Source organism: Pseudomonas veronii, assembly GCF_002028325.1.
In the GTDB taxonomy this organism is placed as follows: Bacteria; Pseudomonadota; Gammaproteobacteria; order Pseudomonadales; family Pseudomonadaceae; genus Aquipseudomonas; species Aquipseudomonas veronii.
Genome location: NZ_CP018420.1, coordinates 2,576,684 through 2,592,134, shown reverse-complemented (window position 1 = coordinate 2,592,134; position 15,451 = coordinate 2,576,684). Strand labels below are relative to the sequence as shown.

Genomic DNA, 15,451 nt, shown 5'->3' with positions numbered 1-15,451 from the left:
GTAACGACTCAACCGAAAGGATGATCCAGTGAAAGGTATTTTTCTCGCCCTCGGGCTACTTGTTACCTCTTTCTCTTCGATGGGAGCCGATATGTCAAACGGTGCAGACAACTTCTACAAAAGCGACAAAGTGACGGTGGAAAAGGTCACCTTCAACAATCAATACGGAATGAAAGTCGCGGGCAACTTGTTCACCCCGAAAGACCTCGACCCGAAAACGAAAAACGCCGCCATCATCGTTGGCCACCCCATGGGCGCGGTAAAGGAGCAAAGCGCAAACCTCTACGCCACCAAAATGGCCGAGCAGGGATTTGTCACGCTGTCGCTGGACTTGTCCTTCTGGGGCGAAAGTGCGGGCACACCTCGCCAAGCGGTCTCGCCTGATATCTATGCCGAAGACTTCAGTGCCGCCGTGGACTTTCTCGGCACTCAATCCATTGTTGATCACGAGCGTATTGGTGTCATTGGCATCTGTGGCAGCGGCAGCTTCGCCATCAGCGCGGCCAAGATTGATCCGCGCCTCAAGGCGATCGCCACCGTCAGCATGTACGACATGGGCGCAGCCAATCGTAACGGCCTCAAGCATGGCGTAACGTCGGAACAACGTCAGCAGATCATTCGCGAAGCGGCGCAGCAGCGTGATATAGAGTTTCAGGGTGGTCAAATCCGTTATACCAGCGGCACGCCGCTGAAGCTGACCGGTAACGCCGTGGGTGACGAGTTCTACGATTTCTACCGCACCCCGCGTGGCGAGGTTACGCCTGCCGGCGCATCGGCGCAGACCACCACCATGCCTACACTGACCAGCAACGTGAAGTTCATGAACTTCTATCCGTTTAACGACATAGATTCGATCTCCCCTCGCCCACTGCTGTTCATTGCTGGTGCCAAGGCACACTCGCTCGAGTTCAGTGAAGACGCCTACAAACGCGCTGCCGAACCCAAAGAACTGCTGATCATTCCAGATGCCGGACATGTGGATCTTTACGACCGGGTCAACCTCATTCCATTCGCTAAGTTGACTTCGTTCTTCAAAAGCAACCTGAAGTAAATGGCCGGTGCCCCTGGCCGGGCACCGGTTCTCTCGCGCGGCCTCATTTACGGGGCCGCAACGCTTCGCGCATGACAGGATTCAATCAATGAGCAACCACTCCCTCCACGCCCCCCGGAAAGCTGAACAATCGTGGGGCGCGGTATTAGCCATGTCGCTTGCAGCCTTCGTGCTGGTGGCATCGGAATTCATGCCCGTCAGCCTGCTGACGCCGATTGCCGCCGACTTGCATATCACCGAGGGGCAAGCGGGCCAGGGCATTTCTGTCTCTGGGCTGTTTGCGCTGTTCACCAGCCTTCTGATCGCTTCGGTGGCGGCGCGGGTCGACCGCAAACCTCTGCTGCTGTCACTGACTGTGCTGATGATCATTTCGGGAACAGTGGTCGCTTTCGCGCCGAATTACTGGGTGTTCATGATCGGTCGCGCGTTGATCGGGGTAGCGATAGGTGGCTTCTGGTCGCTGTCGGCCGCAACCGCCATGCGCCTGGTGCCTGAAGACCAGATCACTCGCGCCATGGCAATCGTCAACGGCGGCAACGCTCTGGCAACAGTGATTGCAGCGCCGCTGGGCAGTTTCCTTGGCGCGTTGATCGGCTGGCGCGGTGCATTTTTGTGCGTTATTCCGGTCGCGGTGATCGCCTCTGCCTGGCTTCTATTTAGCCTTCCGGCGATGAAGTCACAAAGTGGTTCGGGCACTGGGAATGTCTTCAAGTTGATGAAAAGCCTACCGGTCGCGTTAGGCATGGTGGCGGTCAGTGTCTTTTTCATGGGGCAGTTTATGCTGTTTACCTACCTGCGCCCGTTCCTTGAAACGGTCACGCACGTCAGTGTTTCCACGCTATCGCTGATGTTGCTCGTCTTGGGTCTGGCTGGGCTCGCGGGAACCTTCCTGATTGAAGCCTTCTTGAAAAATGGCCTGCATCGCACCCTCATCGTCATTCCGATATTGATGGCGGTGATCGCACTGGCGCTCGTTTCATTCGGCAGTTCGGCGACCACCACCACTGTCTTGCTGGGTCTCTGGGGACTGGTTGCAACGGCGGCTCCAGTGGGATGGTGGACATGGCTGGCCAGAACATTGCCAGAGGCTGCTGAAGCGGGAGGCGGCTTAATGGTGGCGATCATTCAACTGGCCATTGCCTCGGGTGCAACCGTTGGCGGGCTGGTGTTTGACTTGAGCGGCTATCGCGCAACCTTCGAGTTGAGCGCCGCATTGCTGGGCGTGGCGGCTGTGCTTGCCTTCCTGGCTGCACGCTCTGCCACGCGGGAGCCGGTTGCATCGGTGAACATCGCATAAAAAACACAAGACACGCCAAGGCGTCTTTTATCGCGAACAGCGTTTTGTGTCATGAAGGAGGCGGCCAAGAGGATGAGTGCTACGACTGCCGGGAGAAAACCTTTGGGTTTGCGAACACCCAGGTGTGCTAGGGCGGAGAGCAGCAGATGATAAAACATGCCGACATAAGCCAGATCACTGAGCGCCACGTTAAAGCGCCAGAGAATCGTGGCAGGACCCAGTACTTTGACCACGATCATCAAAGGCACAAGGTGGGAGGCTGAATAGCCCAACTCCGCTTGTGCGTTTGCGATTAGCGGTATCACACAACACATGCTGACGGCGCAACTCCGAGAGCTTGAAAACGATGGCCGGATCTCGCGAACAGTCTTCGCGGAAGTACCACCGCGCGTCGAATATGAGATGACAGCCAAGGCGAGTGCGCTCGGGCCGACGATGGCGGCACTCGCCACCTGGTGGAGCGAGTACGGGAAAAGCGTCCCCGTAAATCCAAATCCACGTGGCCGAAAAGCTAACAGCACCCGCAAAGGTGATGGGGCGGTTTAAACCTGAGCGATTCACTGCAGCCGAGGTGATGTGCGACGTGCCTCCTGCGCCTTGAAAGCCAGCTGATTCAGAACCTCCAACGCTTACTCAAAAGTCAGTTAGCTATCTAGTCAATTTGCGTAATCGAATTCCAAGCAGCCTTCGCGAGAAAGTCCTGATACTGCTTCGGGCTTTTTTCGACCCTCCCGGAAAGCCAGGCACGCGAATAGCTTTCTGTCGCGCCGATGATGAGTGACGGTAAGAGTTCTACAGGAAGATGACTGAACTGTTCCTTGCGGCCCTCGACACTCATCCAGTCCAGCAACTGCCTGTTGCGTTGTTTATTGCGTTCAAGCAATTCACCGTTGAAAGGCCCACTTGAGACGGCGTAGCGACTTTGGAAAACAAAGCGAGCCCAATCCGGTTGTTCATCGACCCATTCAGCGTAGCTATAGATCAGAGCCGCTACACCCGCTTGAGCCGTCTGTGCTTTTTGCAAATAGCTATCTCGGAGCGCTGCCTGATCTTCTAGCGCAGCGAAAAAAAGAGCGGCCACCAGTCCCTCTTTACTGCCGAAGTGATGATAGATAGCGCCTACGCTCGTTTCGCATTGAGCCCGAATGGTTTCGATGTTTGTGGCTTCGATGCCTACCTCGTTAAAGCAGGCAAGTGCTCGGCGCAGGATTGTGCGCTTGAGCTCGCTACGCCTTCCCGGATAGATACGCTCGATCAGATCAGTTGAATGCATGAGGGGAAACGCCAAATGAAGCGGAGTCTATAGGGTGAACGCACCGTAAAGAAAGCTTGGCTTGACAGCCTCCATAAACACAGAACATTATTCCGTTACAGAATATTATTCTGCAACCAACCGCGAGGGTATCTCATGAGTCAAGCTCTAAGTATGTTCAATAGCGTAGGCCCCGCCGCGTTCAGCAATATGGCCTGCCAAATGGCACCTTACTTCAGCACGATCGCCCCTGAGATTTCAGAGCTCAGCCCAGGCCATGCAGTCGTTAACGTGCCGTTTCGCAAGGAAATCACCAACCATCTGGCATCTGTGCACGCGATAGCCCTGTGCAACGCAGCCGAGCTCGCGGGCGGAATGATGACTGACGCTTCGATTCCTTCAGGCGCCAAATGGATTCCGAAAGGCATGACCGTTGAATATCTCGCGAAAGCAAAATCGAGCATTCGAGCTGTAGCTGATGGCAGCGGTATTGACTGGAAAACCGGCGGCGACAAGTTCGTTCCGGTTGATATCTTCGACGAGGGTGGCGTGAAAGTTTTCACTGCCAGAATCACGATGAATGTGAAAATCGCTTAGGCCTTTTCTATAGGCTCGGCGTTATGCCGAGCCAAATCGCTCCCGCTGCGAGCATGAAAAATGCGTCATGATTTCAACAATTAACTGTCCCGGTAGAGTTTGAAAAGCGCTGCACGGCGAGCTTGGGGAGTGTCTAGAAAACCCGGAGCGATTCAAACTGCAATGCCCTTATCAAGGTCTGCTGACTAAAACATAGTCGATGAATGCACGAAGTTTGGGCAGCACATTTCGCCGACTGGGATAATAAAGCGCCAATCCGGGAAAGGTCACCGAGAAGCTTTCGAGTAAGACTTCAAGTGTTCCAGCGTGGATATGGCGCGCAACGAGAGATCGCGGAAGCATGAACAATCCGACCCCTCGCTCCGCGGCGTGAATACAAGCGGCCACGTCATCCAGTATCAACGGACCACGGACGCGCACTACGTGTCTTTCGCCCGAGACGCTGAATGTCCAGCTGTCCAGCACAATACCCGCCTGCCGATAGGTGATGCACGGCAGGCCCAAGATATCATCAGGTAGCAGAGGCCGCGCATAGCGCGCGATCAGGGACGGTGAGCCGACCACAATGCTGGGTTCCTCAGCGGTCAGAGGTACCGCAACCATATCAGCGTGTACATATGAACGCGGTCGTACTCCGGCATCGCAACCTTCATCAATGATGTCCACCAGGTGATCATCACCGACAAATTCAAGCTGTATTCCCGGGTTCGCGCTAAGGAACCCAGGCACGAAGCGTTCTGTCAGCATAGGAACACTTGGCCTGGGAACACTGATTCGAAGCAGCCCGGTTACAGACTCACCGAAGTTACGCGCGGACTCAATTCCCAGAAGTACCTGCTGAGCAGCAGGCCGCACTTGAAGCAGCAGTCTTGCTCCAGCCTCAGTCAGTCCGACGCTTCTGGTAGTTCGTGCCAGCAGTGGCACTCCCACTCGCTGTTCGAATGTGCGTATCGCCTGACTAACAGCTGATGGCGTAATGCCAAGGCGGCGCGCAGCCGCCCGGAAGCCGCGCGCCTCGGCGACCGCCAAGAACACGAGAACCCCATCTAACTCACCGCGTCCGATTGTGTAGTTCATCTAAACAGTATGAGTAGGTGGCAGTGGATTATCAACCACGGCATTCAAGGGGAAAATAATGTATCAACCCCCTAGAAAGGACTGCTTCATGAATGCTGAAACCAAACAAAACCGCGCCTATCACCTCGAAAAATTTGGCGGGCTCGATGGCCTTGTCAACGGTGCCATAGCGATTCCGACTCCGGCCTCAGGCGAAGTCGTCGTCCGCGTACGCGCCTCCTCGTTGAATTTCCGAGACATCCTCATTCTGCAAGGACACTACACAGCGCCCGTACCATCGGGCACCATCCCTCTTTCCGATGGTGCAGGTGAGGTGATCGCCGTTGGCGAGGGAGTGACTCGCTTCGTCACTGGGGATCGAGTCGTGAACTCATTCTTCCCTGAATGGATTGACGGGCCGTTCACCGGAAAGTATTCCCAGTATTCATATGATGTCGACGGCTGGCTGGCAGATTACCGCGTCACATCAGAAAACGCTCTGGCACACATTCCTGGCAGTCTGAGCTTTGAAGAGGCCGCTACCCTACCTTGTGCTGCGGTCACTGCGTGGTCTGCGGTCAAAGGAGTAAGCGCAGGCGACACGGTACTGACACAGGGAACGGGAGGCGTCTCATTGTTCGCCATCCAGTTTGCAAAAGCGCTGGGCGCGCGCGTCATTGCCACGACATCCAGCGATGAGAAGTCCGAACAGCTCAAGCTGTTGGGCGTAGCCGACATCATCAACTACAAAACCCATCCCGCATGGTCGCAGCAGGTCCGGGCGCTTACCAACGGCAATGGCGTCAATCGCATCGTTGAGGTGGGTGGCTCAGGCACTTTCCAGGAGTCGGTCAAAGCCATTGCGGTGGGTGGCCAGGTTTCGATGGTTGGGGTACTCGCGGGCTTGGAAGGCAGCGTCGACTTCATGTCCATGTTCATGAGCCAGGCGCGATACCAGCCTATCGCCCTGGGCAATCGACAAGATCTGGAAGATTTGATCGCAGGCATCGCCGCACATGGAATCAGCCCTGTAATCGACAGTCGTTTTGAGTTTGGGGACGCCAAGCGGGCGTATGAAAAACTCATGACACGTGACGTCTTTGGCAAGGTCGTTATCAGCCACTGATGTGATGACCCAGTCAACGATAGCTAACGGGACAGATCATGACTGCTTATGTAATCTTCATCCGAGAGAAAACGCTCGATCAGCATGAGCTTGATATATATGCACAAAAAGCCACCATTGCTCTTGCCGGCCTGCAGTCCACGATGCTTTCAGCCTATCAACGGATTGAGGCGTTTGAAGGGGAATTACCAGAAGGCGTTGTACTTTTCTCCTTCCCGACATTCGACGAAGCCAAGGCCTGGTATCACGGCGATGCGTATCAGTCCATCGTTGGACACAGGCTCAAGGGTGCAGTCTATCGAGGGTTTGTCGTAGACGGAGTAAGTTAGAACGCCTACCGAGGATATCCAGAACCCTGTGTCGGCCGTCGAAGGACACTTACCTAGGCTTACTAATCAGGAAATGAAGCGCGCAGGGGAACCTGCGAGCTTTTTCGCTAGGTCACGTGGCAGTCCCGGTCACCTGATCGCCCATCACCACACGTCGGGACACTCGGCAAAATGGTGATGGGTTATGCGTCAGACAGACTCAGACGACGACGCAATTGGGGAGCAGTAAGGTGCGCTCGCCAACACGGCCCACCCTGCTGAAAAGGCAGGACCGAGGCCAAATTGCCCGTCTCGACCGGATCGCAACCCGTGTCGCTGACCAGTCCAACAGCGATCGGCATGCCGATCCGAGTACCCGACGTCTCCAGCACATTCGCATCGACACAGTAGCGCGCCATTCAGAGTGTTCTCACTGATGCGCTTGCTCAGGTCGCTTCGATGCGCAAATAAGTAGCGCTGCGCGGGGACAACCTGGTCCAACAAATGGCGCACTATCTCCAGCGCCTGCACCGACAGTGGCACGATATAAGGCGGTACGTTTTGGATCTGCTTACCTGGCTTGCACATCGCTAGCTGGAGTTGTTTCACCACTTCCGCCGGTATGATCCACAAGCGCTTCTCCAAATCGAACTGGTCGGGTGTCGCCAGCCGCAACTCGCCCGTGCGGACACCGGTCAGCAGCAACAACCGAAGGCCAAGCCGAGTTTGGTTGGCGCCACCGTAGTTTCGAAGAGCAGCCATCAAGGCCGGGGACTCCTCCATACGGAGAAATGGATTGTGAGTAACAGGAGGTTTGCGAAGTGCAACCACATCCAGGCCTGAAGCCGGATTGTGTTCTAGCCCCTCGATTTTTACCAACGCATAGCGGAACAATTGATTAAACCAGGTCCGACACTTTTCAGCTGTCGATAAGGCCTTGCGCTGTTCGATCCTGCTCAGCAAATCCAGCAGATCGCGACGATTGATGTCGTAGATAGACCATCCACCCAGTATGGGCAGGACGTTTTTATTGAAGATTCTCAAGATTTGCGAGAGCGTGCTCTGGCGCCCCTCCTTCAGGCTCAGCCTGCGGAACTCCACCCATTGATTGAACACGGCCTCGAAGGCCTGCTCTGCCGCAAAACGAACAGCACGACGCTGCTGTTTACGGTGCTCATAGGGATTGATGCCTTGGGCGACCAAGACGCGCGCCTCATCACGTCGCGCACGGGCTTCTTTGAGGCTGATTTGCGGATAACTACCGAGAGACATACGCTTCTGCACGCCCGCCCAGCAGTATTGAAACGCCAGATTTTCCCGCCGCGGGCCGTCACGTTGAGCGCAAGCCCATCCGTGTCGCCTATCGTGTAGTCATTGCCGGTGATTCAGGCTTGCCGAACGGTCGTAATTTCGCGTAATTAGAAAACACAAGGAATCCCCTATGAGCAGTAAAACTATCTTCGTCCAACCCGGTGGCGGTTATGAAAAGGTTGTGGTTGGCAGTAGCGAAGTACGGGCCGCAGCGCGCGGCGAAATCACAGTGCGCCTTCACGCCAACTCGCTCAACTACCACGACTTCGCGGTGGTCAGCGGTATGTGGGGGCCTAGTGAAAAACGCATCCCCATGGCCGACGGCGCAGGTGAAGTCATTGCTGTCGGCGAAGATGTCACTGAATTCAAGGTGGGTGACTCGGTCGTTAGTACATTCTTCCCTGAGTGGATCAATGGTGCGCCACTGGTTGAGGGTTTTGTTAGCGTGCCAGGTGATGGCATTGACGGCTACGCTCGTGAGCAAGTGACGGCCAAAGCCACATCGTTCACTCTCGCGCCTATCGGATACAGCCATGCTGAAGCGTCCACGCTCACCACTGCCGGCCTTACTGCATGGCGCGCCCTGATGGCCGATGACTCACTCAAGCCGGGCGACACCGTGCTCGTCCAAGGCACTGGCGGCGTTTCAATTTTCGCTCTGCAGTTCGCTAAATTGGCCGGCGCTACCGTCATTGCTACCTCTTCAAGCGACGAAAAACTTGAACGTCTGAAAGGACTAGGCGCTGATCATGTGATCAATTACCGCAAAGACCTTAACTGGGGTGAAACTGCACGCGCTCTAACGGGTGGCCGTGGTGTTGATCACATCATAGAAGTCGGCGGCCCCGCGACTCTCGAGCAATCGATGGTTGCAACTCGGGTTGCTGGTCACATCTCCATCATCGGGATACTGAGTGGCGTAAGCGGTGCAATGAATTTTGTACCCGCACTGATCAAGCAAGTACGTCTGCAGGGTGTATTGGTGGGCAGCCGCAGCCAGCAGCAAGACATGATCCGAGCCATCAATGCTAATGGTATGCGTCCGATTATTGATCGTCATTTCCCTTTGAACGAGATTGTCGAAGCGTTCAAGTATCAGGAAACCAACAAGCATTTCGGCAAAATTTGTCTGGATATCTAAGCGCGCATAACTGTGCATGAGAAGACCTTAAGGTTCGCCATGTGATTAGCTCTTCACGGCTTGCAAGGTTCGTCATTCAGACCTCAATGTTGGAAAAACCCACCCACAATAGTTGCCTCTCACTGTTCATGACGGCGTATGCGACCTCTGCAACCGTCTTGTCTTGAAAGCAATGCGCTAACCGGACTTTCTCCTGAGTGCGGCAGATGTCAAAACCACCTAGAGAGGCTTCAGGGTGGAGCGTAGTGATTGATCGGTAGGATTGCATGCCGACTTGCATAGGCCGGCCACCACCCTTTTACGAAATCGAGCACCTTGTATAACTTTTTGCAAGGTGTCTAGAGAATCCTGGGCGATTCATTTTTCTAGCTGTCGCCATTCTGACACGTATCGTCGAAATCATTAAAAGCTTGTGATGGCACCGAGCCATCACTGTGCTATATTCATCCAATCATCCATATCAATATTGATTATACCTCCCCCCCCTTCTCAGATGACCGCGCCAGTTTTCATCGGTCACGGCTGATTACCAAAGGAACGCTATGAACTCTTGGCTCGCGAATATCAGCGTCATGCTCAAGCTGGCCTTGGGCTTTGCTGTTGTACTCCTTCTAACCGCCATCCTTGCCGCGACCAGCTGGTTCAGCTTGGGAAAAATGATTGACCGTAGTAATCGAATGGCCGGCATCACCGAACTCGGCAACCGTCTTGATCATCTACGGAGGGCCCGTTTTCAGTATCAGGTGGACAAGGGTGACGAGCAACAAGGTGCATTGATCCAGGATGCGCTGGAACTGTTTGTCGCCAAGCAAAAAAGCCTCGCAAAAGAACTGCAGCTACCTGAAAACTTGCAAAGTCTTGCGCTGATCAACCAAGCCACCACTCAGTATCAAATGGCAATTAATACGATGCGCGAGGCCTATCGCAATAGTGCGGCCACCCGTAAGGAAATGGCCACCAATGCGGTCAAAGGCGCCGCGCTGATTGCCAAGCTCATCAATGACGTAGAAGCAATGCCAGTCTCTGATCAGCGCCGTTATGAGTTATACAAAGTCATCCTCAAGGCCAAAGAGGATGTCGCGCTGGTGCGTTATGAAGTTCGTGGCTACACCGGCAATCCCAACAGCACTACGGAACAAGCCGCCGCCCGCCAGCTTGATAGTGCGCTCAAGGGCATTGAAACCCTCAACAACACCTTTGGTGCCGCCTATGCCGATCCTATCAGGCAACTGGAAACCGCTCTGATGGCTTACCGCCGCTCAGTGCAGGATTTTACAGCCAGTAATGGGGCTATCGACCACTCCGTGCAGGACACTGTCAATTTCGGAGAGGCCATCACCCGTCTGACTGATGAAATGTATGCCAGACAGCTGGCCGCCCTTGAAACAGATAGTGCTCAGGCCCGCACGCTGCAGTTGAGTTGCACTGCTTTGGCAATGTTATTGGGGCTTCTTGCAGCTCTGATAATCACCCGCCAGATTACCCGCCCATTGCAGGAGACTCTGGCTGTGGTCGATTGCATTGCAGCGGGCGATCTCACGCAAAACATGGTCGTGACCCGTAGAGACGAACTGGGTGTGCTGCAACAAGGTATTCAGCGCATGGGTCGTACCTTGCGCGATCTGATCGGTGGTATCCGCGATGGAGTCACCCAGATCGCCAGTGCAGCGGAAGAGCTTTCAGCTGTCACTGAGCAGACCAGCGCTGGGGTCAATAGCCAGAAAACCGAGACCGACCAAGTGGCTACTGCGATGCACGAAATGTCGGCCACTGTGCATGAAGTTGCGCGGAATGCGGAACAAGCTTCCGTTGCCGCATCAGAGGCCGATGCTCAGGCGCGCGCTGGTGACAAAGTAGTCGCGGAAGCCATCGCCCAGATTGAGCGTTTGTCCAGCGAAGTCGGGCGTTCAGCGGAAGCTATGAATAAGCTTGAACAAGAAAGTGGGCGCATCGTCAAGATCATGGACGTGATCAAGGCGGTGGCTGAGCAAACTAATTTATTGGCCCTTAACGCGGCCATTGAGGCTGCTCGCGCAGGTGAGGCAGGGCGCGGTTTTGCAGTGGTCGCTGACGAAGTACGAGGACTGGCTCAGCGTACTCAGCAGTCCACTGAGGAAATAGAAAGCTTGGTGGCAGGCTTGCAAGGTGGAACACGTCAGGTGTCCAGTATTATGCAGAGCAGCCGCGAACTAACCGATAGCACTGTGGCGTTGGCAGGTAAAGCAGGCGCATCTTTAGCTAGCATCACTCAGACGGTTTCCGGGATTCAAGCCATGAACCAACAGATTGCTGCCGCCGCAGTACAACAAAGTTCGGTGGCGGAGGAAATAAGCCGCAGCATTTTGAGTGTACGCGACGTGTCTGAGCAGACCGCCTCAGCTAGTGAGGAGACAGCGGCCTCCAGTATCGAACTCGCGCGCCTGGGGGTACAGTTACAGCAACTTGTCAGTCACTTCAAAGTTTGACCGATGTGAATCGCCACGGACTCTCTAGACACTTTGCAAGCTCATTGGACTGCCCCCAGCATCGTAGACATCTCCAGCCTATGCTCGATTTTTACCAACGCATAGGGGAACAATTGATTTAACCAGGCCCGACACTTTTCAGCTGTCGTTAAGGCCTTGCGCTGTTCGATCCTGCTCAGCAAATCCAGCAGATCGTGACGATTGATATCGTAGATAGACCGCCCGCCCAGTGTGGGCAGCACGTCCTTATTGAAGATTCTCAGGATTTGCGAGAGCGTGCTCTGGCGCCCTTCCTTCAGGCTCAGCCTGCGGAACTCCACCCATTGATTGAACACGGCCTCGAAGGCCTGCTCTGCCGCAAAACGAACAGCACGACGCTGCTGTTTACGGTGCTCATAGGGATTGATGCCTTGGGCGACCAAGGCGCGCCTCATCACGTCGCGCACGGGCTTCTTTGAGGCTGATTTGCGGATAACTACCGAGAGACATACGCTTCTGTACGCCCGCCCAGCAGTATTGAAACGCCAGATTTTCCCGCCGCGGGCCGTCACGTTGAGCGCAAGCCCATCCGTGTCGCCTAGCGTGTAGTCATTGCCGGTGATTCGGGCTTGCCGAACGGTCGTATCCGAGAGTGCCATAGCGAGCGCCTGAACAGAGTCAGGAGCGGATGCTCGTCTCGCTATCCAAGCTGCTCCAGCAAAAAACCGATTCAGTGCATATCCAAATCCAAGATCCTCATTCGGGACTTAAATCGGGACTTAAAAGCACTGGACGGTGCTGGATGTCAGTGGTTCCCGCCGGAACGAAAAAAGGACCCGAAGGTCCTTGTTTCGATCGCTGACAGAATTCAGTGGAACTCTGTAGCGCTATGTTTGGAGCGGGAAACGAGACTCGTATCTGGCGTCCGACTCGTTGAAATCTAAGGGGTTTCTTTTCTTGCCGGAGCAGGAAAAGACTCAATTCTGGACTCGTTTTTGGGGAGTATCAAGGGTCAAGCAGGCGGGGATTCCGGGCTGTACCATTTCCTTTCTACCCATAGCCAGTCGGACGGCAAGCGTCCAGTCTGGACAGTTCACTAATTTCTTGGATAAGGACACCTGTCACTCCCTTCCCTTCGCTGGCTGAAGTAGCCTTGCAAAGTCATGCTGATCTCCCTGATGCAGTCATGAACACTGTTAAAGCCTCATCGGGATGGGCCTCTGCCACGCTATCGCCTTGAGACAGGACACATCGATCGTCCTTGACTAAAAAGCGGGTGGAAGCGAAATACAGACCCGCCCGATCCGGAAGGGCATCCGCAGACTGAGTGAAGGACGGCAGCAGCGGAATCAACGCTTCCAGATCTCCATCACTGAAAATGGAAACACCTCCAGGGGGAAACATGGATGTTGTTGTTCCACAAGATGGGCCGTTTCCGATCTGCTATCGAATGCCTCATCCGCCGATCTGGAAGCATTGGACGATCTCATCACTTGCAACGGTAAGGGCAGAATTGCCCTCGACAGCCCGATCACGAGCGTCATTCTGAATCGCCAGGCGCAGGAAAATCTTCAGTCCATCCCCGATGTCTTGGAGTCAGAGATCCGTGTGGTCGGAAGCAACAGCATCGCAAACCTCACGCATGCCTCCCCAATTGGAAAAGACACAATCTCCACGACTGATGCTGCGTGCCCTAAGCTTGTTTAGCCGCCGCTTTTCTGCTGCGTAAAGCCCTAACCTTCGCGATCGTTCCGCAAGCTCGATCATGCGGCCCCTTTAGTCATCCCACACCAGCATTTGCTCGAGTTACGAGTGTTATCAATAAATGGGCAACGACAATCCGGACAAATTTTCAGCTTAACGATTTCACCTTTGATAATGAGGTTCGCTACGACACATAGTAGATAACTGGCAACGTCGCACTCATTTGACATCATGACGTTCACCGTCACCGAAGAGCCATGAAACACCACACCGATGTGAAGCCGTTTCTCTACTAGTAGCTCGGTTAGCCGAACGTCGGCCCTCGCCTCTCGCAAAATAAAGCAACGCAACGAATCTCGCACTTGCCCCCGGTGTCAGGATAGTTGTCGCCTCTCCGGATTTCCCCCCAAAAGCACACCGAGGGCGGAAAGAGACAGGTTGTGACGTACTATTCACGCGAACGTAAAGCCGCATTGCTCAAGATGTTGCTTCCCCCACTGAACCTCACCGTGGCCGAAGTTTGTCGGCGTGAAGGGGTCAGCGATGTATCGATGTACACCTGGCGCAAGATGGCCAGCCTTCAAGGAAGTAACGTGCCAGAAGACATACCGCTCTCTGATAAATGGTCTGCTGAAGCCCGGTTTGCCGCCGTTCTTGAAACGGCCAGCCTGACTCAGCTTGAGTTAAGCGAATTCTGCCGTCAAAACGGTCTGTACCCAGAGCAGCTCAACGCCTGGCGTCAAGCCTGTATCAGCGGTCAAGAGGCGGTGCAGGCCCAAAAAATGGCTGACCATGAGCAGACGCGCAAAGACAAGAAACGCATTCAGGAGCTGGAACGTGAATTGCGCCGTAAAGATGCTGCACTGGCCGAAACCGCAGCGTTGCTAGTGCTGCGAAAAAAGCTCAACGATTACTGGGGGACCGACGGCGAGGACAACTGACCTCTTTGCCGGAACGGCAATTGTTGGTGGGCTGGTTGATCGAAGCCATCGTAGCGGGAGCCCGACGAGTGCGGGCATGCCAAGAAGTCGGGCTATCACTCAGAACCTTGCAGCGTTGGACCCTGCAGCAAGAGCTGCAAGCTGATGCGCGCACGACCACCTTGCGGCCTAAGCCACGCAATGCGCTAAGCGAAATTGAGCGCCAAGCTATCGTAGCCCTGTGCAACAGCCCGGCGTATGCCCATTTGCCGCCAAGCCAAATCGTCCCCCGCCTGGCAGACGAAGGACGGTATCTGGCGTCGGAAGCCACGTTTTACCGGGTCTTGCGAGCAGCCGGCCAACAGCACCACAGAGGCCGTAGCCGACGACCTCGACGGGTTGTAATGCCGACAACGCACGTGGCTCAGAAGCCCAACCAGGTGTGGTCGTGGGACATCACGTATCTGCCATCGCCGATACGCGGTAAGTATTTCTACCTGTATTTGATCGAGGATATTTACAGCCGCAAGGCGGTGGGCTGGGAAGTTTATGCGGAAGAAAGTGGTGAAAAAGCGGCTGCGCTGCTGCAACGCAGCGTGATCAACGAGAAGTGCCTGCGTAAGCCGTTAGTGCTGCACTCCGATAATGGCGCGCCGATGAAATCGGTGACGCTGCTAAGCAAAATGTATGAGTTGGGGATCACGCCTTCTCGCGGTCGACCGCGCGTAAGCAATGACAATTCGTACTCGGAATCGCTGTTTAGAACACTGAAATACTGCCCGCAATGGCCATTAGAAGGCTTTGCCAGCTTGGACGCTGCACGGACTTGGGTGAGGGATTTTATGCGTTGGTACAACAACGAACACAGGCACAGCCGGATCCGCTTCGTCACCCCATCGGAGCGCCATAGTGGGCAAGATCATCAGATCCTGGCGCTCCGGCATGAGCTGTATGAGCGAGAGCGTTGGAAAAGACCTGAACGGTGGTCAGGACAAACACGCAACTGGGAGCCGATAGGAACGGTGCTGCTGAACCCGGATCGGGAACAGCAGACCGAGAAAAAAGCGGCATAGCAAAACGGTTGACGCGACAACTACCTTGAAAAACGCCGCTTGGGCCAGTTCACTTCCCACAGAAGCGTTGCGCTTAAGCTTGGAAAACTGCCCGAATCGCTTAGACCAAGCGTCTTCAGACAGCAAAAGCTCCGGAAGCTCGTCATAGAACTGATGGATTTCATGAGAGAT

11 protein-coding genes and 2 pseudogenes are annotated in these 15,451 nt (G+C 54.8%); 9 read left to right on the top strand and 4 right to left on the bottom strand.

Annotated elements, in window-relative coordinates:
• The first annotated feature begins 28 nt into the window (after positions 1–28).
• The 3 genes and pseudogenes from PverR02_RS12115 to PverR02_RS12100 form a co-directional block, all read left to right on the top strand.
• Entirely contained in the window at positions 29–1,051 is a 1,023-nt protein-coding gene (locus PverR02_RS12115) for an alpha/beta hydrolase (protein ID WP_079443482.1), read from the top strand.
• An 88-nt stretch (positions 1,052–1,139) separates the two neighbouring features.
• On the top strand, positions 1,140–2,348 hold the full coding sequence (locus tag PverR02_RS12110) for an MFS transporter (protein WP_046383994.1): 1,209 nt from the start codon (positions 1,140–1,142) through the stop codon (positions 2,346–2,348).
• Positions 2,349–2,636: 288 nt separating this feature from the next.
• A pseudogene (locus PverR02_RS12100) lies at positions 2,637–2,894 on the top strand (winged helix-turn-helix transcriptional regulator); the annotation flags it as partial.
• A gap of 106 nt (positions 2,895–3,000) precedes the next feature.
• On the opposite strand, the gene PverR02_RS12095 reads toward PverR02_RS12100, so the two are convergent.
• Positions 3,001–3,621, bottom strand: a complete 621-nt coding sequence (locus tag PverR02_RS12095; RefSeq protein WP_046383995.1) for a TetR/AcrR family transcriptional regulator — start codon at positions 3,619–3,621, stop codon at positions 3,001–3,003.
• Between the two features lie 135 nt (positions 3,622–3,756).
• Here PverR02_RS12095 and PverR02_RS12090 point away from each other — a divergent pair, with 135 nt between their 5' ends.
• A complete protein-coding gene (locus PverR02_RS12090; protein ID WP_057005557.1) occupies positions 3,757–4,197 on the top strand; it encodes a hotdog fold domain-containing protein in 441 nt (146 codons plus the stop codon).
• A gap of 171 nt (positions 4,198–4,368) precedes the next feature.
• Here PverR02_RS12090 and PverR02_RS12085 read toward each other — a convergent pair whose 3' ends face one another.
• Complete coding sequence (locus PverR02_RS12085; RefSeq protein WP_079443481.1) at positions 4,369–5,274, bottom strand: LysR family transcriptional regulator; 906 nt, start codon at positions 5,272–5,274, stop codon at positions 4,369–4,371.
• Between the two features lie 88 nt (positions 5,275–5,362).
• Between PverR02_RS12085 and PverR02_RS12080 the strand changes: the two genes are divergently transcribed.
• Together PverR02_RS12080 and PverR02_RS12075 are read left to right on the top strand one after the other, a co-directional pair.
• A complete protein-coding gene (locus PverR02_RS12080) occupies positions 5,363–6,379 on the top strand; it encodes a zinc-dependent alcohol dehydrogenase family protein (RefSeq protein ID WP_046383997.1) in 1,017 nt (338 codons plus the stop codon).
• A 38-nt stretch (positions 6,380–6,417) separates the two neighbouring features.
• Positions 6,418–6,708, top strand: coding sequence for a DUF1330 domain-containing protein (locus PverR02_RS12075; protein ID WP_046383998.1), 291 nt, complete (start codon positions 6,418–6,420; stop codon positions 6,706–6,708).
• A gap of 297 nt (positions 6,709–7,005) precedes the next feature.
• Here PverR02_RS12075 and PverR02_RS12065 read toward each other — a convergent pair.
• Positions 7,006–8,072: pseudogene (locus tag PverR02_RS12065) on the bottom strand (tyrosine-type recombinase/integrase); the annotation flags it as partial.
• Positions 8,073–8,128: 56 nt separating this feature from the next.
• Between PverR02_RS12065 and PverR02_RS12060 the strand changes: the two are divergent.
• Both PverR02_RS12060 and PverR02_RS12050 read left to right on the top strand, forming a co-directional pair.
• Complete coding sequence (locus PverR02_RS12060) at positions 8,129–9,139, top strand: zinc-dependent alcohol dehydrogenase family protein (RefSeq protein WP_046383999.1); 1,011 nt, start codon at positions 8,129–8,131, stop codon at positions 9,137–9,139.
• 542 nt (positions 9,140–9,681) lie between these two features.
• On the top strand, positions 9,682–11,604 hold the full coding sequence (locus PverR02_RS12050; RefSeq protein WP_057005552.1) for a methyl-accepting chemotaxis protein: 1,923 nt from the start codon (positions 9,682–9,684) through the stop codon (positions 11,602–11,604).
• A gap of 41 nt (positions 11,605–11,645) precedes the next feature.
• On the opposite strand, the gene PverR02_RS12045 is transcribed toward PverR02_RS12050, so the two are convergent.
• Entirely contained in the window at positions 11,646–12,242 is a 597-nt protein-coding gene (locus PverR02_RS12045) for a tyrosine-type recombinase/integrase (RefSeq protein WP_456154015.1), read from the bottom strand.
• Positions 12,243–13,727: 1,485 nt separating this feature from the next.
• Between PverR02_RS12045 and PverR02_RS12030 the strand changes: the two genes are divergently transcribed.
• Positions 13,728–15,280, top strand: a protein-coding gene (locus PverR02_RS12030; protein ID WP_152032000.1) for an IS3 family transposase whose coding sequence is annotated in 2 segments (ribosomal slippage) — positions 13,728–14,190 and positions 14,190–15,280 — 1,554 coding nt in all. Because the reading frame shifts where the segments join, the coding sequence is not laid out codon by codon here.
• Positions 15,281–15,451: the final 171 nt, after the last annotated feature.